The 26,057-nt window shown below is 64.1% G+C and carries 21 protein-coding genes; 12 read left to right on the top strand and 9 right to left on the bottom strand.

What is annotated here, in order from left to right; all coding sequences use genetic code 11:
• Positions 1 to 108 precede the first annotated feature (108 nt).
• Positions 109 to 906, top strand: coding sequence for a DODA-type extradiol aromatic ring-opening family dioxygenase (locus ABIB66_RS23415; RefSeq protein ID WP_354208920.1), 798 nt, complete (start codon positions 109 to 111; stop codon positions 904 to 906).
• 158 nt (positions 907 to 1,064) lie between these two features.
• Here ABIB66_RS23415 and ABIB66_RS23410 read toward each other — a convergent pair whose 3' ends face one another.
• Genes ABIB66_RS23410 through glgC form a run of 3 tightly spaced genes read right to left on the bottom strand, consistent with a single transcriptional unit; the run spans position 1,065 to position 4,076 of the window.
• Entirely contained in the window at positions 1,065 to 1,325 is a 261-nt protein-coding gene (locus tag ABIB66_RS23410; protein WP_018457471.1) for a SemiSWEET transporter, read from the bottom strand.
• A gap of 37 nt (positions 1,326 to 1,362) precedes the next feature.
• Positions 1,363 to 2,817, bottom strand: coding sequence for a glycogen synthase GlgA (gene glgA, locus ABIB66_RS23405; protein ID WP_354208919.1), 1,455 nt, complete (start codon positions 2,815 to 2,817; stop codon positions 1,363 to 1,365).
• A complete protein-coding gene (glgC, locus tag ABIB66_RS23400) occupies positions 2,814 to 4,076 on the bottom strand; it encodes a glucose-1-phosphate adenylyltransferase (RefSeq protein WP_275173549.1) in 1,263 nt (420 codons plus the stop codon). Before glgC ends, glgA begins: the two co-directional genes overlap by 4 nt.
• Positions 4,077 to 4,420: 344 nt before the next feature.
• On the opposite strand from glgC, the gene ABIB66_RS23395 reads away from it, so the two are divergent.
• Complete coding sequence (locus ABIB66_RS23395; protein ID WP_275173550.1) at positions 4,421 to 4,891, top strand: hypothetical protein; 471 nt, start codon at positions 4,421 to 4,423, stop codon at positions 4,889 to 4,891.
• A gap of 204 nt (positions 4,892 to 5,095) precedes the next feature.
• Here ABIB66_RS23395 and ABIB66_RS23390 read toward each other — a convergent pair whose 3' ends face one another.
• Positions 5,096 to 5,275: a hypothetical protein gene (locus tag ABIB66_RS23390; RefSeq protein ID WP_354208917.1), complete on the bottom strand. Its 180-nt coding sequence runs from the start codon at positions 5,273 to 5,275 to the stop codon at positions 5,096 to 5,098.
• A 199-nt stretch (positions 5,276 to 5,474) separates the two neighbouring features.
• On the opposite strand from ABIB66_RS23390, the gene ABIB66_RS23385 reads away from it, so the two are divergent.
• Entirely contained in the window at positions 5,475 to 8,546 is a 3,072-nt protein-coding gene (locus ABIB66_RS23385; protein ID WP_354208916.1) for an ATP-binding protein, read from the top strand.
• Positions 8,547 to 8,551: 5 nt separating this feature from the next.
• Here ABIB66_RS23385 and ABIB66_RS23380 read toward each other — a convergent pair whose 3' ends face one another.
• Both ABIB66_RS23380 and ABIB66_RS23375 read right to left on the bottom strand, forming a co-directional pair.
• Positions 8,552 to 9,646, bottom strand: coding sequence for a catalase family protein (locus ABIB66_RS23380; protein WP_354208915.1), 1,095 nt, complete (start codon positions 9,644 to 9,646; stop codon positions 8,552 to 8,554).
• A gap of 382 nt (positions 9,647 to 10,028) precedes the next feature.
• Complete coding sequence (locus ABIB66_RS23375; RefSeq protein WP_354208914.1) at positions 10,029 to 11,009, bottom strand: ABC transporter substrate-binding protein; 981 nt, start codon at positions 11,007 to 11,009, stop codon at positions 10,029 to 10,031.
• A 476-nt stretch (positions 11,010 to 11,485) separates the two neighbouring features.
• Here ABIB66_RS23375 and ABIB66_RS23370 point away from each other — a divergent pair, with 476 nt between their 5' ends.
• The 9 genes from ABIB66_RS23370 to ABIB66_RS23330 all read left to right on the top strand — a co-directional run bounded on the left by ABIB66_RS23370 (position 11,486) and on the right by ABIB66_RS23330 (position 20,423).
• Complete coding sequence (locus ABIB66_RS23370; RefSeq protein ID WP_354208913.1) at positions 11,486 to 12,589, top strand: ABC transporter substrate-binding protein; 1,104 nt, start codon at positions 11,486 to 11,488, stop codon at positions 12,587 to 12,589.
• Positions 12,567 to 13,589, top strand: coding sequence for an ABC transporter permease (locus ABIB66_RS23365; RefSeq protein ID WP_354255813.1), 1,023 nt, complete (start codon positions 12,567 to 12,569; stop codon positions 13,587 to 13,589). The genes ABIB66_RS23370 and ABIB66_RS23365 overlap by 23 nt, the downstream gene beginning before the upstream one ends.
• A complete protein-coding gene (locus ABIB66_RS23360; protein ID WP_354208911.1) occupies positions 13,583 to 14,383 on the top strand; it encodes an ABC transporter ATP-binding protein in 801 nt (266 codons plus the stop codon). Before ABIB66_RS23365 ends, ABIB66_RS23360 begins: the two co-directional genes overlap by 7 nt.
• Positions 14,377 to 15,549, top strand: a complete 1,173-nt coding sequence (locus tag ABIB66_RS23355) for an acyl-CoA dehydrogenase family protein (RefSeq protein ID WP_354255810.1) — start codon at positions 14,377 to 14,379, stop codon at positions 15,547 to 15,549. The genes ABIB66_RS23360 and ABIB66_RS23355 overlap by 7 nt, the downstream gene beginning before the upstream one ends.
• 29 nt (positions 15,550 to 15,578) lie before the next feature.
• Positions 15,579 to 16,679, top strand: a complete 1,101-nt coding sequence (locus tag ABIB66_RS23350) for an LLM class flavin-dependent oxidoreductase (RefSeq protein ID WP_354255807.1) — start codon at positions 15,579 to 15,581, stop codon at positions 16,677 to 16,679.
• Complete coding sequence (locus tag ABIB66_RS23345; protein WP_354208907.1) at positions 16,676 to 17,614, top strand: ABC transporter substrate-binding protein; 939 nt, start codon at positions 16,676 to 16,678, stop codon at positions 17,612 to 17,614. Before ABIB66_RS23350 ends, ABIB66_RS23345 begins: the two co-directional genes overlap by 4 nt.
• A 329-nt stretch (positions 17,615 to 17,943) precedes the next feature.
• Entirely contained in the window at positions 17,944 to 18,786 is an 843-nt protein-coding gene (locus tag ABIB66_RS23340) for a CmcJ/NvfI family oxidoreductase (protein WP_354208906.1), read from the top strand.
• 106 nt (positions 18,787 to 18,892) lie between these two features.
• The gene (locus tag ABIB66_RS23335) at positions 18,893 to 19,204 is read left to right on the top strand and encodes a septal ring lytic transglycosylase RlpA family protein (protein WP_007601095.1); all 312 of its coding nucleotides are present in this window, start codon (positions 18,893 to 18,895) and stop codon (positions 19,202 to 19,204) included.
• A gap of 49 nt (positions 19,205 to 19,253) precedes the next feature.
• Positions 19,254 to 20,423, top strand: coding sequence for a Gfo/Idh/MocA family protein (locus ABIB66_RS23330; RefSeq protein ID WP_354255804.1), 1,170 nt, complete (start codon positions 19,254 to 19,256; stop codon positions 20,421 to 20,423).
• 216 nt (positions 20,424 to 20,639) lie between these two features.
• On the opposite strand, the gene ABIB66_RS23325 is transcribed toward ABIB66_RS23330, so the two are convergent.
• From ABIB66_RS23325 to ABIB66_RS23315, 3 genes are all read right to left on the bottom strand, one after another.
• Positions 20,640 to 21,950 (bottom strand): ABC transporter substrate-binding protein, encoded by a 1,311-nt coding sequence (locus ABIB66_RS23325; RefSeq protein WP_354060746.1) that lies wholly within the window; start codon positions 21,948 to 21,950, stop codon positions 20,640 to 20,642.
• 156 nt (positions 21,951 to 22,106) lie between these two features.
• The gene (gene uvrA / locus ABIB66_RS23320) at positions 22,107 to 24,623 is read right to left on the bottom strand and encodes an excinuclease ABC subunit UvrA (protein ID WP_354208904.1); all 2,517 of its coding nucleotides are present in this window, start codon (positions 24,621 to 24,623) and stop codon (positions 22,107 to 22,109) included.
• A gap of 174 nt (positions 24,624 to 24,797) precedes the next feature.
• Positions 24,798 to 26,039 carry an ABC transporter substrate-binding protein gene (locus ABIB66_RS23315; protein ID WP_354208903.1) on the bottom strand — a complete coding sequence of 414 codons (1,242 nt, stop codon included), beginning with the start codon at positions 26,037 to 26,039 and terminating at the stop codon, positions 24,798 to 24,800.
• Positions 26,040 to 26,057 lie beyond the last annotated feature (18 nt).

Here is a 26,057-nt window from a genome sequence, read left to right as displayed (position 1 = left end):
GGCGGAAAATCGTTAACGTCTTGCTAACCATACGGGTTTGCCTATGCTCGCGGCCGATCGCGCGGGCATCTCGCACGCGCTTATTGCCAACGAAACGAGCCTTCACCCATGGTGCGATTTCCGACCTTCTTCCTGTCCCATGGCGGCGGTCCCTGGCCGTTCATGGAGGACAGGCGGGTGCAATATGCGAAGACTGCCGAGGCGTTCGGCCGGCTGCCGCAGCTCTTGCCGGAGAAGCCCAAGGCCGTGCTCGTCATCACAGGACATTGGGAGGCTGACGCCTTCACCGTGTCCACCTCGGCGCATCCGCCGATGGTGTATGACTATCATGGTTTTCCCGAGCACACCTATCACCTCAAATATCCGGCGCCGGGCCGGCCCGAGCTCGCCGCGGAGGTGAAGGCGCTGCTCATTCGCGCGGGCGTCGATTGCCGGGAGGATCCCAACCAGGGTTTCGATCATGGCACCTTCGTGCCGCTCGGGCTGATGTATCCGAACGCCGACATGCCGATCGTGCTGTTGTCGCTGAGATCGAGTTACGATCCGGCCGAGCACATCAAGGTCGGGCAGGCGATTGCCTCGCTGCGGGACGAAGGCATTCTGATCGTCGGCAGCGGGCTCACCTATCACAACATGCGCGGCTTCGGCCGTGCGGAGTCGAAGCTGGTCTCATATGATTTCGAGGCCTATCTGAACGAGGCGATCAGCCACAAGGATGCGGCGCGCCGCAACGCGATGCTGGTTGACTGGGAGAACGCACCGAGTGCGCGTCTCGCGCATCCGCGTGAGGATCATCTGCTGCCGCTGATGGTGACCGCCGGCGCCGCCGGCAGCGACGCGGGCAAGCGCGTCTTCGTCGACGAGGTCGCGAATGTCGCGATGGCGTCGTATGTGTTCGGTGGGTGATCTTCCTTCTCCCCTTGTGGGAGAAGGTGGCGCGAAGCGCCGGATGAGGGGTTCTTTCTGCGAGTCCAACTGTCGTATGAATTCGCGGAGACAAACCCCTCACCCGTCTCGCCGCTTTGCGGCGAGCCACCCTCTCCCACAAGGGGAGAGGGTGATCATCACCCGTATTTCAGCTTCATGAACAGGATGCCGCCGGCGAGCACCATGGTGATGGCGTTTGCGGCGACGAGAGGTGCATCGCCCGACAGCAGGCCGTAGACGAGCCAGAGCGCCAGCCCCAGCACCATGACCAGGAACATGCCGAGCGAAATATCGCCGGTGGAGCGGGTCTTCCACACTTTGATGGCTTGCGGCGCGTAGGCCACGGTGGTGCAGGTCGCAGCGGCAAAGCCGATCAGCTTGATCAAGAACGGGTCCATGACGGCTCTATAGCATTGATTCGACGATGGTCGCGCCTCAGGCGCGCGCCGTCATGAGGCCGCGATAGAGCGCGGCATAATCACCTGCTCGGTTGCGCCAGGACACGTCGGTCGCAAGGCCGCTCAGTTGCAGCCGGCGCCAGGTCAGCTTGTCGTGGAAGGCGATGTTGGCCTTGCGCAGCGTGCCGGCGAGGGCATCCGCGGTCACTGGGCCAAACTTGAAGCCGGTGGCATCGTGGCCCGATTTATCGGCCTCGCCGATATCGACGATGGTATCCTCGAGGCCGCCGACGCGCGAGACGATGGGCACGGCGCCGTAGCGCAGCGCGCAGAGCTGGGTCAGGCCGCACGGCTCGAACCGTGATGGCACGATGAGCGCGTCGGAGCCGGCCTGGATCAGATGTGCCATGATCTCGTCATAGCCGATCACGACCCCGATCCGGCCGGGGTTCGCCCGCGCAACGGCCTGATAGCGATCCTGCAGATCGCGGTCGCCGCTGCCGAGCAGCGCGAGCTGCATGCCTTCGCGCAAAATGGTCGGAATGGCCTCGAGCAGGAGATCGAGCCCCTTCTGCCAGGACAGGCGACTGATGACGCCGAGCAACGGCGCTTCGTCCGAGGAATCCAGATTGAACTGTTGCTGGAGCACCGCCTTGTTCGCGGCCCGATGTGTGAGGTCCTCCGCGCCGAAGCGGTAGGCGATGTGCGGATCTTCTTGCGGATTCCAAACGGATACATCGATGCCGTTGAGGATGCCGCTCAGCACGTTGGCGCGGGCGCGAAGCAGACCGCCGAACCCCATGCCGCCCTCGTCGCTCTGGATCTCCTGCGCATAGGTCGGCGACACCGTGGTGATGCGATCGGCGAATTGCAGGCCGGCCTTCAAAAAACTGACGCCGCCGAAATATTCGAGATCGTTGACGCCGTAGGCGCGCCACGGCAGGCCAATCGAACCGATCAGGTCGGGCGCGAACTTGCCCTGATAGGCCATATTGTGGATGGTCATCACGGTGGCCGGCCGCGGGCGGTTGTCGTAGTGCAGATAGGCCGGCGCGAGCCCGGCCTGCCAGTCATGGGCATGCACCACGTCGGGCACGAAGGCGGGCGCGAGGCCGTGGCCGATATCGGCCGCGATGCGCGAGAGCGCGGCGAACCGCACGCCATTGTCCGGCCAGTCCAAGCCTTCAGGCGTCACGTAGGGGTTGCCGGGCCGCGCGTAGAGATGCGGCACGTCGAGCACGAACAGCTCGAGGCCGTCATGCGAGCCGGCGAGCAGACGTCCGGGTCCGCCGAAATAATCCGGCCAGCGCCGGATTTCGTCGGCTCCCCCCAGCACCCGCATCACGTCGGGATAGCCCGGCATCAGCGTGCGCATCTCGACGCCATGCGCCTTCAGCGCGATCGGCAGCGCGCCCGCGACATCGGCGAGGCCGCCGGTCTTGACGATGGGATAGACTTCGGAGGCGACCGCGAGGACGCGAACAGGCGTCATGTATTGAGCCTGTCGAGCATCGGCTGGGTAATGAGCGAAATGCCCTGCTCGGTGGTGCGGAAGCGTCTTGCATCCAAATCGGGATCCTCGCCGACGACGAGCCCTTCCGGGATCTCGACGCCGCGATCGATCACGACGTTCTTCAGGCGCGCGCCGCGGCCGACATTGACGTAGGGCATGATCACGGCGTTCTCGACATTGGCGTAGGAGTTGACGCGCACGCCGGTGAACAGCAGCGAGCGTCGCAGCGAGGCGCCGGAAATGATGCAACCGCCCGAGACCAGCGAGCTCACGGCCTGGCCGCGCCGGCTTTCCTCGTCGTGGACGAATTTTGCCGGCGGTGTGATCTCCGAGTACGACCAGATCGGCCAGGCGCTGTCGAACAAATCAAGTTCGGGGACCACGTCGGTGAGGTCGATATTGGCGGCCCAATAGGCGTCGACCGTACCGACGTCGCGCCAATAGGCGCGGGGGTCGCTGCCGGAGCGGACGCAGGAGGTCGAGTATTGGTGCGCCATGGCGCGACCGTTCTTGACGAGGTAGGGGATGATGTCCTTGCCGAAATCGTGATTGGAGTTCGGGTCCTCGGCGTCGCGCTTGAGCTCCTCGAACAGGAATTTCGCGTCGAACACGTAGATGCCCATGCTGGCGAGCGAGACGTCCGGCTTGCCCGGCATTGGCGGCGGATCTTTCGGTTTTTCCAGGAACTCTTTGATCCATCCGTTCTCGTCGATATGCATGATGCCGAAGCCGGAAGATTCCTGGCGCGGCATCTCCAGGCAGCCGACGGTGACGTCGGCGCCGCTGTCGACATGCTGGCGCAGCATCACCTCGTAGTCCATTTTATAGATGTGATCGCCGGCGAGAACCACGATGAAACGGCAGGCGTGGGATTCGATGATGTCGATGTTCTGGTAGACCGCATCGGCCGTGCCGACATACCACATGTTTTCGGAGACGCGCTGGCTCGCCGGGAGGATGTCGAAGCTCTCGTTGCGCTCGGGACGGAAGAAGTTCCAGCCCATCTGAAGGTGCCGGATCAGGCTGTGGGCCTTGTACTGGGTGGCGACCGCGATGCGACGGATGCCCGAGTTCACCGCGTTCGACAGCGCGAAATCGATGATGCGGGATTTCCCGCCGAAATAGACCGCGGGCTTGGCGCGCCGGTCGGTCAGCTCCAGCAGCCGGCTGCCGCGTCCGCCGGCCAGGACGAACGCCAGCGCCTGACGGGCAAGCGGCTCGGGTCTCGCGGCACTCATGTCATTCTCCCACAACTCTGGCGCTCGCGAGAAGCCTCCCGGCCGCGCACATTGGAACCGATAGTAACGGCACGAATAGTAAATCGGGAAGGTGGTTGTTGGTTGCGAATGCGCCGGAAGCTTAATGCTTTGCCGCGGTGATCGGGCCCCAGGCACCGTCTTGCTGGTGTCACACGCGGCGAGGTGGTCGAGCCCGTCGGGTACCGGTTGATCACAATGGAGGCATGCGTCTTGTGCGGTGCACGCAAAATCGAGGCCGAATTTCTGGCTTTGACCTTGCGCCAGGATGCCCGATCATGGGCTGCGTCCATGTCCAAGCAAAATGTCAGACAGGGAGTAAGACGATGACGATCTGGAAAACGGCAATCGCCTGTTCGCTGGCCGGCGCGGTGATGGCCGGCCAAGTCGAGCGGGCCGCCGCGGGCCCGATGCCGACAAATGTCGCGACCATGAAGGCCGCGGTCGGCGATGATGTCACGCAGGTGTATTGGCGCGGCCGAGGTTTTGGATGGGGTATTGGCGGCCTCGCAGCCGGCGCGATCATCGGCAGCGCCATCGCCAGCAGCGCCTATGGCTACGGCTACTATGGCGGTGGTCCATATTACGGCGGCTACGGATATCCGGGGCCGGCTTACGGCTATGCGCCTGCCTATTATGGCGGCTATGGACCGAGTTACGCCTATGGACCGGGCTACGGTTATGGCGGCTATTACGCGCGTCCGCGCTATTACGGCTATCGCGCCTATCGTCCATATTACGGTCCGCGGTACGGCTACTACCGGCCGTACCGGGCCTATCACCGCGCGTATTGGTGATCGATCAAACGGGTGGACCCGCTCGCCGCAGGTCGACGATGCTGAAAAGATTTGAGGGCCGCTGGATGCAAGCGGCCCGATCGGCTTGCGCGCGTTGAAGCCGGTGATGCGGCACGACGAGCCGGCCATGCCCGCCCGCGACAATCCCGATGCAGATCGCGGCGATGATCGTGATCTCGATGCACCATTCGAGCGGTCCCGAGCTCATGGCAGCGCGATGGTGTTGGTAAGATCGAACTCGGACAGGCCCGGGCCGCCGCACGCGAGGTAGATGGCGAGGAGGAAGATGCGGCTGAGGACGGTGACGCCTAATATGACCCTGATGTCGTAATGGCGAATGGCAAAAGCGAGAGGCGGGATCGCCAAATGTTTTATAATGCTCATGGCTAACTCCTTGCCAAAATTCAGGCATCGACTGCCTGTCGACTGAAATGACAGCGTGATGAAAAGGCCGTCCGACGCCTTCGGCGTCTCTAAATGGACAGGCCAATGCTAGTGCCGGCGCAGGGCGCAGGTCTTTATCGTGTCCTTACATTTGGCTGAGCTTTCCCTTAAGATGGGGGAGCATCCGGGGGTCGGAGCCGTGCGTACAGACGCGCTTGCCTTTGGTGAATTCCGCCTCGACCGTGCCAACGCGTTATTATGGCGAGGCGGGGAGCGGATCGCGTTGGCGCCGAAGCCATTCGAGGTTCTTTGCCATCTTGTCGGTCGGCCCGGTGAACTCGTCACCAAGGAAGAGTTGCTCGACGCGGTCTGGTCCGATCTGCACGTCAGCGAGTCGAGCCTCGCCGTTGCCGTGAACGCGCTACGCTCGGTGCTCGGCGACGACAGACAATCTCCCAACTACATCGAGACGGTCACGCGGCGCGGCTATCGCTTCATTGCGCCGGTCGCGACCGCCGAATTGCCTGCGATCGAGCGGGCGGCCGAAGAGGAGGCGGCGTCCGCCACGGAGCAGGTGGTCGATCGACGCCGGCACTGGAGGGTCGGGCGCACTGGGCCACTCGATACGCTGGACGAGGCGTTGCAACTTGCTCGTACCGGACAGCGTCAGGTCGTCTTCATCACCGGCGAGGCCGGGATCGGCAAGACCACCCTCTTGCAAATGACGCTCGACAGGATGAACCAGCAGGGACTGAGCGTGCTGCACTGTAGCTGTAACGAGTTGTTCGGCACCCATGAGGCCTTTCTTCCGCTGATCGGAGCGCTGAACGAGTGCTGCCGTCGAACCGATGGAGCGTCGCTGCTGACTGCGATACGCGAGCACGCGCCGACCTGGCTCGCGCAAATGCCCGGTTTCCTCGGCGAAGCAGACCGGGCCGCATTCCAGCATGAGGTCTTCGGCGCAACCCGGGAGCGCATGCTGCGGGAATTTGCCGATCTCATGGAGCATCTCGCCGTCAGCCGACCATGGGTGATCATCCTGGAAGATCTGCATTGGAGCGACTTCGCCACCGTGGATGTGCTCTCCCGGCTTGCGCGCCGGGATCGGAGGGCTTCTATCCTCGTGCTGGCCACCTATCGGCCGATGGAAGTCGCCGTCGGCGGACATCCTATCCGTGCGGTTCACCAGGACTTGCGGATTCACGGACACGCCACCGAGCTCGCGCTCGATCGGCTAACCGGCACCGACGTCGAACGCTATCTTTCGCTGCGTTTCAACTCGGCCGATTTTGCCAGAGAGCTGGTCGAGCGCATCTTCGCGCGAACCGGCGGGCATCCTCTGTTCGTGTCGTCTCTGCTCGACCATCTCGTGGCGCAGGGCGCGCTGGTCGAGCACGAGTTGGGCTGGCGGCTGGTCAGCGAAGACGCGGCCTCGCATGACAGCATGCCGCGCGATCTGGAAGGAATGATCAAGCAGCAGATCGATCACCTCACCGTGGACGAGCGCTGCCTGCTTGAGGTCGCCAGTGCGGCGGGAGCGGAGTTTTCCGCGCTCCATATCGCCGGTGCGCTGGACCGTCCCGTGCTGGATGTCGAGCAGATGTGCGAGGACCTGGCGCGGACCGATCGCATTATCGTCGTTGCCGGCATGACTGAGTGGCCGAACGGAGGTGTCTCCGGTCGCTATGCGTTCCAGCACGCGCTTTACCAGGAGATCCTCTACCAGCGGCTCGCGCCGGCGCGCCGCATGAAAACCCATGCGCTGCTTGGGGCGGGGCTCGAGCAGGGCTATGGGCCGCAGGCTGGGGAGATCGCTGCCATTATTGCGCGCCACTTCGAACTGGGCCGCGATTTCCCGAAAGCGATGCATTATCTGGGCGCGGCTGCCGAGGGCTCGGCACGAAGGTTCAGCACACGCGAGGCCGCCAACTACCTGTCCCGCGCTTTGGAACTGGTGCCGCATCTACCGCCGGAGTTTCGGGTGACGACACGTCTGAAGTTGCTGCTTCAGCGCGCCTGGGCCTGGCGGGCCAGTGGAGATTTCCTGAATTCCCTGCAGGATATCAGCGCAGTCGTCGCGCACGCGGCGGAGAACGGGCACGTGCGCGAAGAGGTGAACGCACTGGTCGATCTCAGCAGATTCTGTCTTTACGTCGATCGACGCCAGAGCCTGCCTGTTGCCGAACAGGCTCTTGTCAAGAGCAGGGCGATCGACGACGCCGCGTTCAGCGCGCTGGTCCAGGGGAACGTCGCCAATTTGAAGCTGATGCTCCGCGGCTGGGATCGCGAGAATGCGGACCTTGCCGAGCGTGCGTCAGCACTGATCACCGGAGAGCAGGATCTGAGCATGCGGCTGCGACGCTGCTCGATGGAGATGGTGCTGGAGTTTCTGCGCGCGAATTACCCGGCCTGCTGCGATGCGACGACCAGGGGAAAGGAGCTCGCCCGCCTGGTGGGTGACGTCTATCTGTTCGTACTCTATGAATCGGTCGAGGCGTTTGCCCAGATTTATCTCGGTGAATGGGGCCAGGCGCAACGAAACCTCGTCTCCGCGTTGGCCATCTCGGAGCGGAATGCAAATCCGCAGGCCGTCGCGCTGTGTCATCTCGCGATCGGATGGCTGTATTCGGAGGCGGAGGAATATGGCAGCGCGTCACGGCGTGCGGAGGATGCGCTCGGCGCGATGATCGAGGCCAATCCGTTCACCTTCTTCGTTGGCAGGAATTTGCTGGCGCGAGCTTATGTCAGGATGGGCGACCTGGCTCGGGCGCGGCAGCATCTCGATGCGATGGAGCGCCGAATGGAGGTCGATCGGGTGCCGATGGAGTCGCTGGTCATCCCGCATTATCTGCTGACTTGCTGCGACTATTGGATCGCGATCGGCGATCTGGACCGCGCCCAGAGTTCGGCCCGCCAGTTTCATGAGGTGACGAGCGCGGCGCCCGACCGGCCGTTTCTCGCGCTGTGCTACGAGGTCATGGCGAGAATTGCGATCCTGAAGCAGGATGCGCAACTCGCCGGCCAGCATTTGTCGACGGCCATTTCGATCGTCCGCCATGCCAGGTTGCCGCATGCCGCGTGGCGGGTTTATCGCACGACAGCGGTGCTCTATGGGAGCCTTGGACAAGCGCAAAGGGCTGCCAAGTGGCGGGGCCGATCCTGCCAGGTGATCGCATCGCTGGCAGAGACGCTTGATCCCGGCGATCCGCTGCGGTCGGCATCCTTTTTCGACGCAGGCCGGCACACCGGGCCCGACATTGCGGGACGGTGATCGGCTCAATCCGGCAGGTCCGCGATCTCTCGCGGTTCTCCGGGCCGTTGCTTGACCCTGAATTGGTTTTGCTGCTGCCGCAGCGTGCGGGAGGCACTGTAGGCATCCCTGCGCAACCGCATGATCGAGCCGAGCGGCTGATGCGCGGCGAGACATCGCCATGGGTCGAACGAAAGCACCTCGTCGGAATAGACGCGACGCGCGGGGCTGTCGGCGGTCTGGCGCGGAAGCGTGATCTTGCCGAGTGCCTGCGGCGGCGCGACGTCTTCGGGCCAATCGATCGAGGCATCTTCGATCGGCGTTCGCTCCAGATCGGTGCAGAGCTGGGCAAATAATTCGTACTCGGCCGCATTGTCCTTGAAGAAGGCAACGACGCTGTTCAGCACGGCATCGTCGGAATCGTGACAGGGCTGGCCGGTGAATTGGCGAACCGAGGCCGAGATCGGCACCAGGCGAAGCCTTGCGATATAATCGCCAAACCGCAATGCTCCCTCCGTGTGAAAGGTTTCTCCGAGAATGTTGCTGCCGGCATCACCGAGCGCTTTCAAGACGATCGGGATCGGAATGCCTGTTCTGTCCGATGCGGCGACCAGTACGCGCGCGAGAAAGCCTATGGGTACGTACGCAAGATCAGGCAGGAACAGGGTGCGCTCGACCTGGTGCTGTGCGCGCATATAGGCCATCGCATCCGCGAAATAGCTGGGGTGATTGACGAGCAGGAGATCCTGGTTCGTCGTATCGTCGTCGCCGAGCGCCTTAGCCCCAGTCACGCCCAGGACCTTGATGGCAAACCCCCGTGGCGAACGTACGCGATCGCTCCTGTTGAATGCAGTGGAGAGGCGGACGATGATCGGGAAGTGGCCAGCCTGCTTGAACAGGCCCTGGCGCAGGTGATCCGGCAAATCGTCGTAGACGATCAGCTCGCCGCGGAGATAGCCGGCGCCCTTGGCGTGCTGCTGCCGGGTCCCATGCTTGTCGTTGTGAAAAGTGCGGGCGCTCGTCCGCGAGATCGAGGCAACGATCGCCTCGACGGCCGCAGCTTCCTCCGGCCGGATTTGTTCGACGGACGGATCGTAACGAAGATACTGACTGGCTGACATGGCGCTGATCTCCAGCCCGAAGGTCGCCTTCCCATTGCAAGCGTCGACGGCCGCAGGGCGGATCACTGTAAGCCCGTCCAGTCGGGATCGGCAATCCAAGAGCGAGTTGTGATTGCCTGGACAAGCCGCGGGATGAGGCATCCTGTTACCGACGCGATCACACGGTCGATGCTAGGCCAGCGGCGGCTCGTAGGTCCTTATGGGCTCCTTATGTTGTCCTGATCTTTTCCTTAAGGCGGGGCCGACGAACTGCGGCTCTGGCTGGCGTCTAAAGCGATAGCCACACGATCAGGCTCATGCACGCGAAATGCGCGAGTACGATCGCGGCGAGATGCAGCGGGCCGGCCTTGAGGCTAAGCCTGCGCATCCCGCCGCCTCCGGTCTAGTTCGATCCCGCGGCAGCAGCGGTGAAGCTGCGGTCGACGGCTTTGCTGACGTCGAGCTTCTTCGGCAGGATGCCGTAGCGCGTCGAGCGGTCGGAGGCTTCCTGCACCTCCTTCACGACGTTCTCGTCGATCGGAATCGGGCTGGTGCGCTGCGCGGTGTAGGCCGAGAGCAGCACGTCCTCCGGTAACTTGGTCAACTCGGCCGTGCTCTTGGCATATTCGCCGAGATGATCCAGCGACCACAGCCGCGCCTTGTTCAGCCGCTGCACGAGGTCCTGCACCGCCGCGCGCTTGCTGGCGATGGCGTTGTCGGAGGCGACGATAAAGGTGATGGTCGGCGTCAGGCCCTCACCATCGGCGATGACGCGGGCCTTGTCCTTGAGCGTCGCGAACGAGACGTAGGGCTCCCACACCGCCCAGGCGTCGATCGAGCCCGCGACCAGCGCGATCTTGGCGTCGACCGGGCCGAGCGGCGCGAACGTCGCGTCCTCCAGCCTGATCTGCGCCTTCTCCAGCGTGGCGTCGATCAGGAATTGGCCCCAGCCGCCTCGCGTGCCGGCGAGGCGTTTTCCCTTGAGGTCGGCGGCGGATTTGATCGGCGAATCCTGGCGCACGAGAATGGCTTGTGTCTTCGCATCCGACCTGGTGCCGCCAATCGCCTTGATCGGCGCGCCGGCCGCATAGACGGAAAGGAACGAGAGGTCGCCGGTGTAGCCGACGTCGAGGGCGCCGGCGTTGAGCGCTTCGAGGATTGGAGCTGCCGCGGGGAATTCCGACCACTCAATCTTGTAGGGCAGATCCTTGGCGTAGCCCGAGATCTCGAGCAGCGAACGATTGCCGCCCTTCTGGTCGCCGACCCGCAGCACGACTGCATCGGCTGCGAACGAGGCCGCGGCCGTCGACAGGGTGATGGCGGCGGCAAGCAGCGATGCCGCGAGTCGGCGCGTGATGGAATGATCGAGGGAGTTGATGCTCATGTGGCCTGTCTTGTTGCTTTGCCCACGACGCGTGGGCGAACGATGCAGCGAGACGATCAAGTCTATGGTCGCGTGATGCGCGGTCAATGAAATGGCTAACCGTATTGCGCGCGTGATCGGCAAGTACGTTTCAGCTAAGCGCTGATTTCGAGAACGTGCGGTATGCGCCGCTGATGCTGCACACAAATGAAGCAGCAGAGGGAGTCGCGCCGGCCTCGGTAAACCGATGCATCGGCGGAAATCCTTTCATCGTCCTTGCACGCACCGATGGAGAGAATGACTTCGCTTCGCGCCACATTCGAAATTCCATTTCATTGACGATACGGCGAACGCGCCGCATGATTTGCCCGTCGCATCAAGGCGCCGCAGCAGGCGCCGGCGAAAAGATTTTCTCTCGACGCAGCTCCGCACGGAACAGGCGCAACACAAGCCGTTGTGCCGATGGCGGAGCCGTGCCAGCGCAGGAGTGGAGACGGATGAACGACGACGATAAGCACGGCGGATCGCGGCTCGACCGTCGCCATTTGCTCCAGGCGGGGTTAGCTGCGGCATTCGCCGCACCGCTCGGTGCCTTCGGTGCGGCACAGGCCTTTGCGCCGCGGGCCATCGCGCCCGGCGTCAATCTCTCGGAGTTTCCGCTGTGCCGGACGGCGTCGGATGCGCCCGCGCTCACCGGCGCGCCGCGCAAGCTCAAGCTGTCCTGGAACGCGGGCGCGGTCTGTCTTGCTCCGGTGCCGGTCGCCATCGAGCACGGCTTCTTCCAGAAGCATAATCTCGACATCGAACTCATCAACTATTCCGGTTCGACCGACCAGCTGCTCGAGGCCATCGCGACCGGCAAGAGCGATGCCGGTCTCGGCATGGCGCTGCGCTGGCTGAAGCCGCTGGAGCAGGGCTTTGACGTCAAGATTGCCGCGGGCACCCATGGCGGCTGCATGCGGGTCCTGGCGCGCGCCGATTCCAGCGTGAGCAAGCTCGCCGATCTCAAGGGCAAGATCGTCGCCGTCGGCGATCTCGGCGGCCCCGACAAGAATTTCTTCTCCGTTCAGCTCGCCAAGCTCGGTATCGATCCGAACAAGGATGTTGACTGGCGCGCCTATCCCGGCAACCTTCTCAACGTCGCCGTCGAGAAGGGCGAGGTGCAGGCCTTCCTGTCGTCCGATCCGCTGGGTTATCTCTGGCTCAAGCACAGCCAGTACAAGGAGGTCGCCTCCAATCTCGATGGTGAATACCGCGACAAGAGCTGCTGCATCCTCGGCCTGCGCGGCGGTCTGGTGCGCGAGGAGCCGCTGGTCGCGCGCGCCCTGACGCAGGCGCTGCTCGATGCCGCGATGTTCACCGCGCAAAATCCGTCCGTGACAGCCAAATCGTTCCAGCCTTACGCGCCGAAGACGGCGTCACTCGCGGATATCGAGGGCATGGTGCGCTACCACACCCACCATCATCATCCCGTCGGCGAAGTCCTGAAGCGCGAACTCAAGGCCTATGCCGACGATCTCAAGAGCGTGCAGGTGTTCAAGCAGAGCACCGACACGGCCAGATTCGCGGAGCGCATCTATGTCGACGTATTCGCTGTCTGACGGCCTCGCTTCCGGCGCGCCGCGTCTCTCGCGCGCGCCGTGGCTTGCGAGCTGGATCCGGGACTCCGGTGTCGGCATTCTCGCGAGTATGGCGTGGATTGCCTTCGGCCTGTCCTGCCTGTGGTGGGAGGACGTTGGCGACTGGTCGCGGACCCATTCGCTCGGCATCGCCGCGTTTGTCATCGCGGCCATTGCGCTGTTCGCGACCGTCGGTGCCGATTACCTCGGTTCGACGGGCCGGGCCTTGCGTCAGCGCGCGCCGTGGCTCGTCGTGCTCGGCGTTGTCCTGACCCTGTGGGAAGTCGCGACGGCGAAATTCGCGTGGCTGCCATTGCCGTTCTTCCCGCCGCCGCAGTCGATCATCGAGGTCTACACCGACGATCTGCCAAAACTGCTCGACAGTGTTTTCGCCTCGGTCAAGCTCCAGCTCGGCGGCTATCTGATCGGCGCGACGGTCGGGTTCCTGACCGGCGTCTCGATCGGCTGGTCGCGCGCGGTCGGCTACTGGGTGCATCCGGTGCTGCGCTTCATCGGCCCGCTGCCGGCGACCGCCTGGCTGCCGATCGCCTTCTTCACCTTCCCGTCGAGCTGGAGCGCGTCCACCTTTCTGATCGCGCTGGCAACCGGCTTCCCGGTCACTGTGCTGACCTGGTCGGGTGTCGCAAGCGTCAGTAATGCCTATTACGACGTCGCGCGGACGCTCGGGGCAAAGCCGTCCTTCCTGGTGCTGAAGGTTGCGATCCCCGCGGCATTGCCGCACGTTTTCGTCGGCCTGTTCATGGGGCTCGGCTCGTCCTTCGCCGTGCTCGTCGTGGCCGAGATGATCGGCGTCAAGGCCGGGCTCGGCTGGTACCTGCAATGGGCGCAGGGCTGGGCCGCCTACGCCAACATGTATGCGGCGCTGATCGTGATGTCGTTGCTCTGCTCCGGCGCGATCACGCTGCTGTTTGCGATCCGCGATCGCCTGCTGGTCTGGCAGAAGGGGACCGTCAAATGGTAGCCGCAACCGCACTGGCTGAAATCGACGCTCACCTGGCCGCCGGTGCCGCGCTCGACATCGAGCAGGTCAGCCATGCCTTCGACATCGACGGCGCCGAGCTGCCGGTGCTCAGCGATGTCAGCATCTCCGTCGAGCCGGGCGAATTCGTTGCGCTGCTCGGCCCCTCCGGCTGCGGCAAGTCCACGCTGCTGCGCCTCGTCGCAGGCCTCGACAAGCCCAGGTCCGGAACGCTGCGCGAGGACGAGGCGCGCATCACGCGACCGCACCCGTCGCGCGTTGTCGTGTTCCAGGATCCGACATTGTTTCCCTGGCGCACGGTCTGGGACAACGTCGCGCTCGGGCTGGAGGCGCAGGGCATCTTGAAGAGCCAGCGTCACCGCGTCGATGCCGCGCTCGATCTCGTCGGGCTATCGTCCTTCCGCAATGCCTATCCGCACCAGCTCTCGGGCGGCATGGCGCAGCGCGTCGCGCTGGCCCGCGCGCTGGTCAATGATCCCAAAATCCTCATTCTCGACGAGCCGCTGGGCAAGCTCGATTCGCTGACCCGCATCACCATGCAGGCCGAGCTGGTCTCGCTGTGGCAGCGCAAGGGTTTTACCACGCTGCTGGTGACGCATGACGCCGAGGAGGCGCTGGTGCTCGCCAACCGCGTCATCGTGTTCAGCGACCGCCCGGCGCGCGTGAAGGCCGACATTCGTGTCGACCGGCCCTATCCGCGCCATCGCGGCGATCCGTATCTCGCGGATCTGCGCCGCCAGATTCTTGGCCTACTGGGATTGGACGCCACATGGTGACTTCGATCGCCAAGGGGCGCGCGGCCCATCACGAGCCCGACTACATCGCACGTGCCGAGGCGCTGGCCGAGGCTTTCGCCGCCCGGGCGGCCGAACACGATCGGATCGGCAGCTTCCCCTTCGAAAACTTTCGCGAGCTGTCCGAGGCAGGCCTGCTGTCTCTGACGGTCCCCGCGGCCCACGGCGGCGCGGGGGCGGGCGCACGCTACGCCGCACGCGTCCTCGGCATCATCGGCAAGGCCGATCCGTCGACCGCGCTGGTGCTGTCGATGCACTACATCAACCATCTGGTGATGGCACGGAGCCCGACCTGGCCGGCAAGGCTGTCGCGCAAGCTTGCGCGCGAGAGCGTCGAGGGCCTCGCGCTCGTCAACGCGCTCCGGGTCGAGTCCGAACTGGGCTCGCCCGCGCGCGGCGGCTTGCCCGCGACCATCGCACGCCGGACCGAAACCGGCTGGCGGCTCTCGGGGCACAAGATCTATTCGACGGGATCGCCGATTCTGAAATGGTATCTGGTCTGGGCGCGGACGGACGAAGCGGAGCCGCGCGTCGGACAGTTCCTGGTGCCGGCGGGCCTGCCGGGCACGCGCATCGTCGAGACCTGGGATCATCATGGCCTGCGCGCCAGCGGCAGCCACGACGTCATCTTCGAGGACGTCGTGATACCCCTCGATGCCGAGATCGATGTGCGCAAGACGGCGGACTGGCGCACACCTGATATCGCCCAGGCGACCGCCCACACGATCTTCGTCGCCGCGATCTATGACGGCGTTGCGCGGGCTGCACGCGACTGGCTGGTCGGGTTCCTAAAGCAGCGGATGCCGGCCAGCCTGGGCGCGCCACTTGCGACCTTGCCGCGCGCGCAGGAGATCCTTGGCGCGATCGAGGCGCGGCTCATCGTCAATGCGCGGCTGATCGCATCCTTTGCCGGTGATTTCGATGACGGTGTCGCGCTTTCCGGGGCCGAGTCCAACGTCATCAAGCTGACCGTCACCAACAACGCCGTCGCCGCGGTCGAGGATGCCTTGTCGCTGACCGGCAATCACGGCCTGTCGCGCGCCAATCCACTGGAGCGGCACTATCGCGATGTCCTGTGCGGTCGCGTGCACACGCCGCAGGACGATTCGACCCGCACCGGCCTCGGCCGTGCCGCATTGGGCCTCTAGCCTGCCGCCAAACATTCAAGGAGAACATCATGTCGATCGAGTTCATCGGCTTTATCGCCAACAGTAATGCGTCCGAGACCATCGTGCGTCAGGGTCCGGTGCTCGATCCGGTTTATATCGAGACCGTCGCGAAGGCGCATGAGCTCGCGGGTTTCGACCGCGCGCTGCTGGCGTTCCATTCGACCACGCCCGATGCGCTCCAGGTCGCACAGCATGTACTGACCATCACCAAGTCGTTGAAAGTGATGATCGCGCAGCGACCGGGATTTACCGCGCCGACGCTGCTCGCGCGGCAGCTTGCGACACTTGACCAACTCTATGGCGGCCGCGTCTCGCTGCACGTCATCACCGGCGGCAATGCAGCCGAGCTCAGGCAGGACGGCAACACGCTCGACGACAAGGACGAGCGTTACGCCCGCACCAGCGAGTTTCTCGATGTGGTGAAGCTGGAATGGACCAGCGAGAAGCCGTTCAACTACAGCGGAAAGTATTACAACGTCGAGAACGGCTTTTCGCAGGTGAAGCCGCTGCCGAAGGCCAGCATCTACACCTTCGTCGGTGGTGGCTCCGACGCGGCGATCGACGTCGCGGGCAAGCATGCCGACACTTTTGCGCTGTGGGGTGAATCCTATGCGCAGGTGCGCGACGTCACCTCGCGCGTTCACAATGCGGCCGTCAGGCAGGGCCGTCCGACGCCGCGCTTCAGCCTCTCGGTGCGACCGATCATCGCCCCGACCGAGAAGCAGGCCTGGGAAAAGGCGGAAGAGATTCTCGCGCGCGCCACCGCGCTCCAGGACAAGACCGGCTATCGCAAGCCCGCCGACGGCCATGCCACCGCCGGCGCGCGGCGTCTGCTCTCGCTCGCCGACCAGGGCAGCCGGATCGACAAGCGGCTGTGGACCGAGATCGCAAAGCTCACCGGGGCCAACAGCAACACCACCGCACTGGTCGGCACGCCCGAGCAGGTCGCCGAGGTCTTCGGCGACTATTACGACCTCGGCGTCAGCCATTTCCTGATCCGCGGCTTCGATCCCTTGATTGACGCCATCGAATACGGCCGCGAGCTGATCCCGCTGACGCGCGAACTGATCGCCAAGCGCCAGGCGGTTCGCGGCGAGGCGGCGGAATGATCCGCTTCATGCTGGCCGGCGCGCTGCTGTTCGGCTCGTTCGAGCTGGCGGCGGCGCAAACCACCCTGCGCGTCGGCGACCAGAAGGGTAATTCGCAAGCGGTGATGGAAGCGGCGGGCGTGCTCAAGGACGTGCCGTACAAGATCGAGTGGAAGGAGTTTCCCGCGGCTGCGCCGCTGCTCGAAGCGCTCAGCGCTGGCGCGATCGAGACCGGGCTCGTCGGCGACGCACCCTTCACCTTCGCCGCCGCCTCCGGTGCGCCGGTGAAGGCGATCGCCGCGATCCGGCAGACCCGCGAGGGTCTCGCGATCCTCGTGCCCGAGAATTCGCCAATCAAGAGCTTTGCCGATCTGCGGGGCAAGAAGGTCGCGACCGGCCGTGGCTCGATCGGCCATCAACTGATCCTTGCCGCGTTCGAGAAGAACGGTTGGGCTGCGGCCGACGTGCAGATTGCGTTCCTGGCGCCGTCCGATGCCAAGATCGCCTACACGCAAGGCTCCGTCGACGCGTGGTCGACCTGGGAGCCTTATGTCAGCCAGGAGGAGGTGCTGTTCAAGTCGCGCCGTGTCATTACCTCAGAGGGCCTGACGCCGGGGTTGAGCTTTCAGGTCGCGCGGCCCGATGCGATCCGCGACAAGCGCGTGGAGCTGACCGACTTCGTCCGGCGCCTCACCGCGGCGCGGGCGTGGTCGCTGAACAATCTCGACAGCTATGCCGCGACCTGGGGCAGACTAATGAACATCCCGACCGCCGTGCCGCAGAACTGGCTGTCGCGCGCAAAAATCCGGATCGCGCCGATCGATGACGGCGTGGTCGCGGACGAGCAGAGCACGATCGATCTCTATTTTCGCTGGGGCCTGATCAAGCAAAAGCTCGATGCGGCCGAGATCGTGGATCGCTCCTTCTCGGATGCGATTGCGAAGGCGGGGTTGTAGGAACAACTCTCGTGTCCCGGACGCGCTGCTTACCGCTCTCCCCTTGCGGGAGAGGGGCGCTCGCCGCGTAGCGGCGAGACGGGTGAGCGGCTTCTCTCCGCGAGTAGGTCTCTCGCATTGAAGCGAGCCGGTAGAACCCCTCATCCGGCGCTTCGCGCCACCTTCTCCCGCAAGGGGAGAAGGAGAGTAGCGTACGGGGGGCGATCTCCGAACCATTCCTTCTTCGTTTCTCGATGGCGACAAAATCCCATTGCTATTTGCACCACCTCCCTTGCGTCACGCTCAGTCCCCTCAAAAGTCATACAGACGACCACATCGGGAGACCGGCCATGGGCCTGCAAGAAACAAAAATCGAATCGCTTCCCTTCGTCACCGCCGAACTCAACTATCTCGCGCCGGTTTCCGGCAAGCCGCGCACCTACGCCTTCGATCCGCCGCCTGGCGAGCCCAAGAGCACGTCGTTGCCGGAGCCGCATCAGGTTCCGATCTTCGATGCGCGCCTGATCGCGCAGAATTTCTCTCTGGACCGCGAAGGCTTTGCGCTGGTGCGGCATCCAACCCATGTCAAGGACTTCAGCAACGACGACGAGGTGAGGGCCGTCTACTATCCCGCCGTCGAGGCTTTCCTGCGCGCAACGCTGAAAGCTGACCGCGTCGTTATCTTCGACCATACCGTACGCAGGCGGGTCGAGGGTGCCGCGGACATCCGCGATGGTGGCCCGCGTCAGCCGGCAACGCGTGTCCACGTCGATCAGACCGCCGTCTCCGGCGCCAACCGCGTGCGCGAACATCTGCCCGATGAGGCCGAGGAACTGCTCAAGGGCCGCGTCCAGGTGATCAATCTATGGCGGCCAATCCGTGGCCCGTTGCGAGATTCGCCGCTCGCGATGGCAGATGGCACGACGGTCGCGCCCGACGATCTCGTCGCCTCCGATCTCATCTATCCCAACCGTCGTGGCGAGATTTATTCGGTGAAATACAATCCGAACCATCGCTGGTTCTATTTTCCCGAGATGACGACGGACGAAGCGCTGCTGCTCAAATGCTACGACTCCGCAACAGATGGCCGCACCCGCTTTGGGCCGCACACCGCGTTCGTCGATCCGACCACGCCAGCGGATGCGGCGCCGCGCGAAAGCATTGAGGTTCGGACGCTCGTGTTCCACAAATAGTAACAATGTGTGATGGCACTGCCGGGCGCGGCCCGGCAGTTGCTCAGGAACCTACGGGAACCAACAAACGTTTCTGCGCGGGGCAGGGCCAACCGGGAGCGGTGCCGTGCGAGCGCAGACCACGTTGTTTTCTTGCCTTGCCACTTTTTCGCTTTCTGCAGTTTCCTTTGCCCAGGCCGAAAGCGGGCTTGCCTCCTATTACGGGTATGGAAAAGCCGGAAAAGGCGAGCTGACCTGCGCGCACCGGACGCGCCCCTTCGGAAGCGTGCTGAGGGTGTCCTACGGCAGCCGCTCGATTCAATGCCGCGTCAACGATCGCGGCCCCTTCATCCGCGGCCGGATCGTCGATCTCTCTGTGCCCGCCGCCAAAGCGCTGGGCATGATGAGCGCCGGCGTGGTGCGGGTCTCGGTGGAATAGAGCTGCCGGCGCGCTATAGTGCTGCCCAAAGCATGGGTCAGGGGGCGCTATGGCCAAGATCAAAGTGGGACTCGTCGGCTGCGGCTTCGTGTCGGAGCTGCATATGTATGCGTTCCGGCGCGTCTATGGCGTGGATGTCGAGGTCGCGGCGGTCGCTGCGCGCGGCGACCACGTCGTCGAATTTGCGCAGCGCCACCAGATCCCGCGGGTCCATCGCAGCTTCGCCGAGCTGATCGCAGACCGCGAGCTCGACGTCATCGACATCTGCACGCCGCCAAATCTCCATGCGGGGATGATCGTCGCCGCCATGCAGGCCGGCAAGCATGTGATCTGCGAAAAGCCGTTCGCCGGCTATTTCGGCCGCGACGGCGACCGGCAGCCGATCGGCAAGCATGTGCCGAAGGCGCTGATGTATGAGCGCGTGCTGGAAGAGATGGACGCCACGCGTGCCGCGATCGAGCGCACCGGAAAGCTCTTCATGTATGCCGAGGACTGGATCTACGCGCCGGCCGTGACCAAGACCGCCGAGATTCTGAGAGCGACCAAGGACAAAATCCTGTTCATGAAGGGCGAGGAGAGCCATTCCGGTTCGCATGCGGCCCATGCCGCGCAATGGGCGATGACCGGCGGCGGCTCGCTGATCCGGATGGGCTGCCATCCGCTCTCCGCCGTGCTGTATCTCAAGCAGGTCGAGGCCAAGGCGCGCGGCGAAACCATTCGCGTCGCCAGCGTCAGCGGTGATGTCGGCAACGTCACGGCCGTCCTCAAGCCGGAGGAGCGCACTTACATCAAGGCCAATCCTGTTGACGTCGAGGACTGGGGCACCCTGACTGCCACCTTCTCGGACGGCACCAAGGCCACCGTGTTCTCCGGCGACATGATCATGGGCGGCGTGCGCAATCTGATCGAGACCTATACGTCAGGCGGCTCGCTGTTCGCCAACATCACGCCGAACAATCATCTGATGAGCTACCAGACCTCCGAGGAGAAACTCGCCTCCGTCTACATCACCGAGAAGGTCGACCGCAAAACCGGCTGGCAATATGTCTGCCTCGAAGAGGAGTGGACGCGCGGCTATCTCCAGGAGATCCAGGACTTCATGGAATGCGCCGCGACGGGACGGCGGCCGCTGTCGGACCTCGCGCTGGCGTATGAGACGATCAAGGTGAACTACGCGGGCTATTGGGCGGCGGAGGAGGGACGACGGGTGGTGTTGTAGGGGCGTGATGAACTCACTGAGCTAACCGCAGGCACGCTGCCAATCCTTCTCCCCCTTGTGGGAGAAGGTGGCGCGAAGCGCCGGATGAGGGGTTGTCTCCGCGGATTCAAATGAGAGATGGATTCGCGGAGACAACCCCTCACCCGTCTCGCCGCTTCGCGGCGAGCCACCCTCTCCCACAAGGGGGAGAGGGTGCACCGTCTGCGCGGCTTCAACCTACGTCCCGTAAGTCGACCCCTTCGGCAGCGGAAACACCGGGTCTTGCGTCCGGATGTTCGTCGGCCACACCACCGAGATGTGCTCGCCGGCGTTCTGCATCACGACCGGGGTCGAGCGCTCGTTCTGGCCGGAGAGCGGCGTGCCCGGCGGGAAGAATTTGACGCCATAGCCCTGGATGGTGCCACCGGCGGGAATGTCGACGTCGAGTGCGGCCTTGCGAATGGCCTCGGGCTCGAAGCTGCCGTATTTCTCCTTGGCGACCGGCAGCACGTTGTTGAGCAAGATCCAGGTCTGGTTGAAACCCATCGAGCAGTGCGGCGGCACGTCGGTGGCGCTGGTCTTGGCCTGGTAGCGCGAGACCATGGTCTTGGTCAGATCGCCGATGCCAGGCGCGAGCTTGGCGGCATCGAGCAGTTGCGCCGGTACCGGATCGATGTTGCAGAAATTGTCGATGTCGGGGCCGAAGGTCGCGCGCAGCTTGTCGAGCTGGCTGTAGCCGGCGCCCGCGCCGAACAGCATCTTGAAGCGCAGGCCGCTCTCGCGGGCCTGGCGCAGGAACAGGGTGATGTCGGGGTTGTAGCCGGCATGCGAGATCACATCGACCTTGGCGCGCTTGAGCTTGGTCACGAGCACCGAGAGGTCGGGCGCGGAAGCCGAATAGCCTTCGCGCATCACCACCTGGATGCCCGCCTGCTTGGCATAGGCCTCGTCCGCCGCCGCGACGCCGACGCCATAAGGGCCGTCCTCGTGAATCAGCGCAACCTTGACGTCCTTCGGGTCCATGCCGAGCTTGCCTTGCGCGTGCTCGGCGACGAAGCCCGCGAAGGCCTGGCCGTACTGATCGGAATGGATCTGCGCGCGAAACACGTATTGCAGGTTCTTGTCCTTGAACACGGCGGTCGAGACCGCGGTCGTGATCCAGAGGATCTTCTTCTGCTGCTCGACCTTCGCCGCCATCGGCACCGCATGCGCGCTGGAATAGACGCCGTTGATGATGTCGATCTTTTCCTGGCTGATCAGCCGCTCGGCCTCGTTGATCGCCACGTCGGCCTTGCTCTGCGAGTCCGCCGCAACAGGCACGATCTTGGTCTTGCCGCCGATGCCGCCCTTTTCGTTGACGAGGTCGATGGCGATCTGGGCACCGACCGAGGAGGCGACCGAGCCGCCGGCGGCGAACGGACCGGTGAGGTCGTAGATCAGGCCGATGCGCAAATTCTCTGCTTGCGCCTGGGCCCGTGTCCAATCGAGGCTGAGTGCGGCGGCCGCAGCCGCCGAGCTCTTCAGCAGCTGCCTGCGTGAAGTCGGCATTCTATCCTCCCTCAAAAACCGTCTTATGATTTGGTCTTGTTATTCTTTTTCGAAGTATGGGGAGCGGGGCGGCGGAAAGTCAACATGGCGAAAGTCGGGGTCCGGCTTCCGCGACGCAGAACGCAATTGCGAAATGGGCGGCGAGGAGATCGCGCGCTATTGTTTCAAGCGACGGGCGAGATAGCCCGCGGTCTTCCCGCCGGCCTCGGCGACCTCTCGCGGCGTCCCTGACGCCACGATACGGCCGCCTTCGTCGCCGGCGCCGGGACCGAGGTCGATGATCCAGTCGCTGTGAGAGACGACATCCATGTCATGCTCGACCACAACCACGCTGTTGCCGGCGTCCACGATACGTTCGAGCTGGGCGATCAGCCGCTCGACATCGCGCGGATGAAGGCCGGTGGTCGGCTCGTCCAGGACATAGAGCGTGTGACCGCGTTGCGGCCGCATCAGTTCAGTCGCGAGCTTGATGCGCTGGGCTTCGCCACCCGACAATTCGGTGGCGGACTGACCGAGGCGGATATAGCCGAGCCCGACCTCGCGGACGACCGATAGCGACCGGTTCAGTGTTGACTCTTCGCGGAAGAATTCGAAGGCCTCGTCGACGCGCATCGCCAGCACATCCGCGATGGATTTTCCGCGGATCTTCACCTCCAGCGTCTTGTCGTTGTAGCGCGCGCCCTTGCAGGTCGGGCAGGGTGCGTAGACGCTGGGCAGGAACAGAAGCTCGACGCAGACAAATCCTTCGCCCTCGCAGGTGCTGCATCGGCCTTTCGCGACGTTGAAGGAAAAGCGCCCGGCATCGTAGCGGCGGGATTTTGCCTGCGGCGTCGCCGCGAACAGCTTCCGGACGTGGTCGAACAGGCCGGTATAGGTCGCAAGGTTCGATCGTGGCGTGCGACCGATCGGCTTCTGGTCCACCACGACGAGGCGATCGACCTGGTCGAGGCCGGCGGCAATCTTCCCGCCCAACGTTTCGACGGTGGGTGCTGCCAGGCTGTCGTCCTCCGCTTCCGCGGCGCGTGCATGGCCGAGATGCTTCGCCACGGCATCGACGAGGAATTGGCTGATCAGGCTCGATTTGCCGGAGCCCGAGACGCCGGTCACGCTGGCGAGAACGCCGAGCGGGATATCGACGTCGAGGCCGCAAAGATTGTTTCGGGTCACACCTCTGATCTTCAAGTGTCCCTTCGGCTCGCGGCGGACCGTCGGCAGCGGCTTTCGTGGATGCGCGAGATAATGGGCGGTTCGCGATTGCGCGACCTGCCCGAGCCCTGCGGGCGGCCCGCTATAGAGAATGTTTCCGCCGCCTTCGCCGGCGTCCGGCCCGACGTCGACCAGCCAGTCGGCATGCCTGATCACCTCGATCTCGTGCTCGACCACGAAGATCGAATTGCCCGCGTGCTTGAGCCGGTCCAGCGCCCGCAGCAGCGCCTCGGTGTCGGCGGGATGCAAGCCGGCGGATGGTTCGTCGAGCACGTAGACGACGCCGAACAGGTTGGAGCGGACCTGTGTCGCAAGTCGTAGCCGCTGCAACTCGCCCGGCGACAGCGTCGGAGTGCTGCGTTCGCAGGCGAGATAGCCGAGGCCGAGATCGAGCAGGACGGCCAGTCGCGCCGACAGATCCTCGCAGATCCGCCTGGCGACGATGGTTTTCTCCGATGCTCCCTCGGTCGCAGTCTTCGCGAACGGCTTCATCATCTCCTGCAGCTGCTTGAGCGGCAGGTGCGACATCTCGGCGATATCAAGGCCGGCGAACTTGACCTTGAGCGCCTCCGGCTTCAATCGCGTGCCGTGGCAGGTCGGGCAATCCTGGGTGATCATGAATTGCGCGACGCGGCGCTTCATCATCGCACTCTCGGACTTGGCGTAGGTTTGCATCACGTAGCGTTTGGCGCCGGTGAACGTGCCCTGATAGCTCGGCTCCTCCTTGCGGCGCAGGGCCCGTTTGACCTCGGCCGCCGTGTAACCGGCATAGACCGGAACGGTCGGCTGATCCTCCGTGAACAGGATCCAGTCGCGGTCCTTCCTGGGCAGCTCACGCCAGGGCTTGTCCACGTCGTAGCCCAGCGTGGTCAGGATGTCCCTGAGGTTCTGTCCCTGCCAGGCACTCGGCCAGGCCGCGACGGCGCGCTCGCGGATAGTCAAGGTGTCGTCGGGCACCATGGATTTTTCGGTGACGTCGAGCATCCTGCCGATGCCGTGACAGGTCGGGCAGGCGCCTTCCGGCGTGTTCGGCGAGAACGATTCCGCATAGAGCATCTTTTGTCCGCGCGGGTAATCGCCGGCACGGGAATAGAGCATCCTGAGCAGGTTCGAGATGGTCGTCACGCTGCCGACGGACGACCTCGTCGTCGGCGCGCCGCGCTGCTGCTGGAGCGCGACGGCGGGCGGCAGCCCTTCGATGTCGTCGACCTCCGGGATTTGCATCTGGTGGAAGAGGCGCCGCGCGTAAGGCGACACCGATTCCAGATATCGCCGTTGCGCCTCGGCGTAGATCGTCCCAAAGGCGAGCGAGGATTTCCCGGAGCCCGACACGCCCGTGAACACGACGAGGGCGTTGCGCGGAATGCTGACGTCGACGTTCCTGAGGTTGTGCTCACGCGCGCCGCGCACGCGAACGAAGCCGTCGTCCTGCACCAGGCCATCGGGTTGTCTTGATCGGTCATCCATCTGGCTGCTCCGGCCCACGTTTGGGAGGTTAACGGCAGGATCGCAGGATGGGTCCACCGATGCCAGCGCACTGGTTGCGTTCTGCACACAACGAAGGCCCGTCGCGGTTGAAGCGACGGGCCTTGCAAGGGTGATGGGGCGCTCGGTACCGAGCCCGGTGGCCGGCCCGGCGTGTTACTGCGACAGCTTCACGAAGCTCGGAAACTTCAGCTTGCCTTCCGCGATCTTCTCCGGCCAGACCACGACCTGCTTGGAGTCCTGCCACTGGAAGACCAGACCGGATACGGTCGTCGGACCCGACTTGATGCCGTGGGTGAACTCGTCGTCCTTGCCGTAGAACTGGATGCGGCCGATCGTACCCTCGTAGTCGGTCTTTTCGAGTTCAGTGACCATCTTGTCGGGATCGGTCGAGCCCGCACGCGTGATCGCCTCCGTGATGAAGTAGACCTCGTCATAGGCGGTGTAGCCGGTATAGGCCGGCGGCGAGCCGAACTTGGCCTTGAACGCCGCCGCGAACGGCTTCGTCTTGGACGTCACGGCGACGTCGGGCGTTGCGACCGCCAGCGACGGGACGCCGTCGGCGGCGCCATTGGTGTCCTTCCAGAAGGTCGGGCTCAGCGCCTGCGCGCTGATGCCGAACATCGGGATCGGCACCTGCTGGTTCTTCCACTGCACCGTCGGCTGCACGCCGACATGCGAGATGCCGGTGACGATCACGTCCGGCTTCTTGGCTTCGATGTTGTTGAAGATCGGCGTGAAGTCGGTGGTGTCGGGCGAGAACCGCACGTGCTCGACGACCTTGAGGCCTGCTTTCGGAAGACAGGCCTCGTAGCCGACGTCGAGAGGCTTGGTCCAGGCGGCGTCCTCGCTCATGATCGCGACCGTCTTGAACTTGAGCTTGTCCACTAGAAGGTCCTTGGCGGCGTCGCAGACGAGCTGCGCTTGCGCGGCCGAGGTCAGATAGCCGTGGAAGGTGTACTTGTTCTTCTCGTAGTCGTTATGGATCGCCTTGGTGATCTCGTTCGAGGCGGCACCGGGGGTGATCAGTGGCATCTTCAGCCGCGCCGCCCAGGGTTCGAGCGCCAGCACGACCTCGCTGATGTAGCTCGCGATCACGGCGGAGACCTTGTCCTCGCTCACCGCGCGCTGGAACGCACGCACCGAGTCCGCCGAGGAGCTCTTGTTGTCGTAGGTCACGATCTCGATCTTGCGGCCGAGAATGCCGCCCTTGGCGTTGATCTCGTCGGCGGCGATCTGCGCGCCGCCGGGCGTCGCGGCACCGGCGATCGATTGCACTTCAGCGATGACGCCGATCTTGATTGGATCCTTCGATTGCGCGTAGGCGGGAGCGGCAAGGCACAACGCGAGCGCGGAGGCGAGGAAAAAGCTGCTGCTCGGATTCGTCGATGGTCGCATGGTCGTTTCCCTTTCGTT

This window comes from Bradyrhizobium sp. F1.13.3, from assembly GCF_040548265.1.
Taxonomy (GTDB): Bacteria; Pseudomonadota; Alphaproteobacteria; order Rhizobiales; family Xanthobacteraceae; genus Bradyrhizobium.
The sequence above is the reverse complement of the archived record's forward strand: the minus strand, read 5'-3'. Positions and strand labels throughout refer to the sequence as shown.

Coding starts and splice junctions, on each gene's coding strand:
- ABIB66_RS23340 (WP_354208906.1), top strand. CDS start 17,944: ATGGGCCTGCAAGAAACAAAAATCGAATCGCTTCCCTTCGTCACCGCC.
- ABIB66_RS23375 (WP_354208914.1), bottom strand. CDS start 11,009: ATGAGCATCAACTCCCTCGATCATTCCATCACGCGCCGACTCGCGGCA.
- ABIB66_RS23330 (WP_354255804.1), top strand. CDS start 19,254: ATGGCCAAGATCAAAGTGGGACTCGTCGGCTGCGGCTTCGTGTCGGAG.
- glgC (WP_275173549.1), bottom strand. CDS start 4,076: ATGAGTGCCGCGAGACCCGAGCCGCTTGCCCGTCAGGCGCTGGCGTTC.
- ABIB66_RS23360 (WP_354208911.1), top strand. CDS start 13,583: ATGGTAGCCGCAACCGCACTGGCTGAAATCGACGCTCACCTGGCCGCC.
- ABIB66_RS23315 (WP_354208903.1), bottom strand. CDS start 26,039: ATGCGACCATCGACGAATCCGAGCAGCAGCTTTTTCCTCGCCTCCGCG.
- uvrA (WP_354208904.1), bottom strand. CDS start 24,623: ATGGATGACCGATCAAGACAACCCGATGGCCTGGTGCAGGACGACGGC.
- ABIB66_RS23355 (WP_354255810.1), top strand. CDS start 14,377: ATGGTGACTTCGATCGCCAAGGGGCGCGCGGCCCATCACGAGCCCGAC.
- glgA (WP_354208919.1), bottom strand. CDS start 2,817: ATGACGCCTGTTCGCGTCCTCGCGGTCGCCTCCGAAGTCTATCCCATC.
- ABIB66_RS23345 (WP_354208907.1), top strand. CDS start 16,676: ATGATCCGCTTCATGCTGGCCGGCGCGCTGCTGTTCGGCTCGTTCGAG.
- ABIB66_RS23380 (WP_354208915.1), bottom strand. CDS start 9,646: ATGTCAGCCAGTCAGTATCTTCGTTACGATCCGTCCGTCGAACAAATC.
- ABIB66_RS23410 (WP_018457471.1), bottom strand. CDS start 1,325: ATGGACCCGTTCTTGATCAAGCTGATCGGCTTTGCCGCTGCGACCTGC.
- ABIB66_RS23390 (WP_354208917.1), bottom strand. CDS start 5,275: ATGAGCATTATAAAACATTTGGCGATCCCGCCTCTCGCTTTTGCCATT.
- ABIB66_RS23325 (WP_354060746.1), bottom strand. CDS start 21,950: ATGCCGACTTCACGCAGGCAGCTGCTGAAGAGCTCGGCGGCTGCGGCC.
- ABIB66_RS23370 (WP_354208913.1), top strand. CDS start 11,486: ATGAACGACGACGATAAGCACGGCGGATCGCGGCTCGACCGTCGCCAT.
- ABIB66_RS23415 (WP_354208920.1), top strand. CDS start 109: ATGGTGCGATTTCCGACCTTCTTCCTGTCCCATGGCGGCGGTCCCTGG.
- ABIB66_RS23365 (WP_354255813.1), top strand. CDS start 12,567: ATGTCGACGTATTCGCTGTCTGACGGCCTCGCTTCCGGCGCGCCGCGT.
- ABIB66_RS23350 (WP_354255807.1), top strand. CDS start 15,579: ATGTCGATCGAGTTCATCGGCTTTATCGCCAACAGTAATGCGTCCGAG.
- ABIB66_RS23395 (WP_275173550.1), top strand. CDS start 4,421: ATGACGATCTGGAAAACGGCAATCGCCTGTTCGCTGGCCGGCGCGGTG.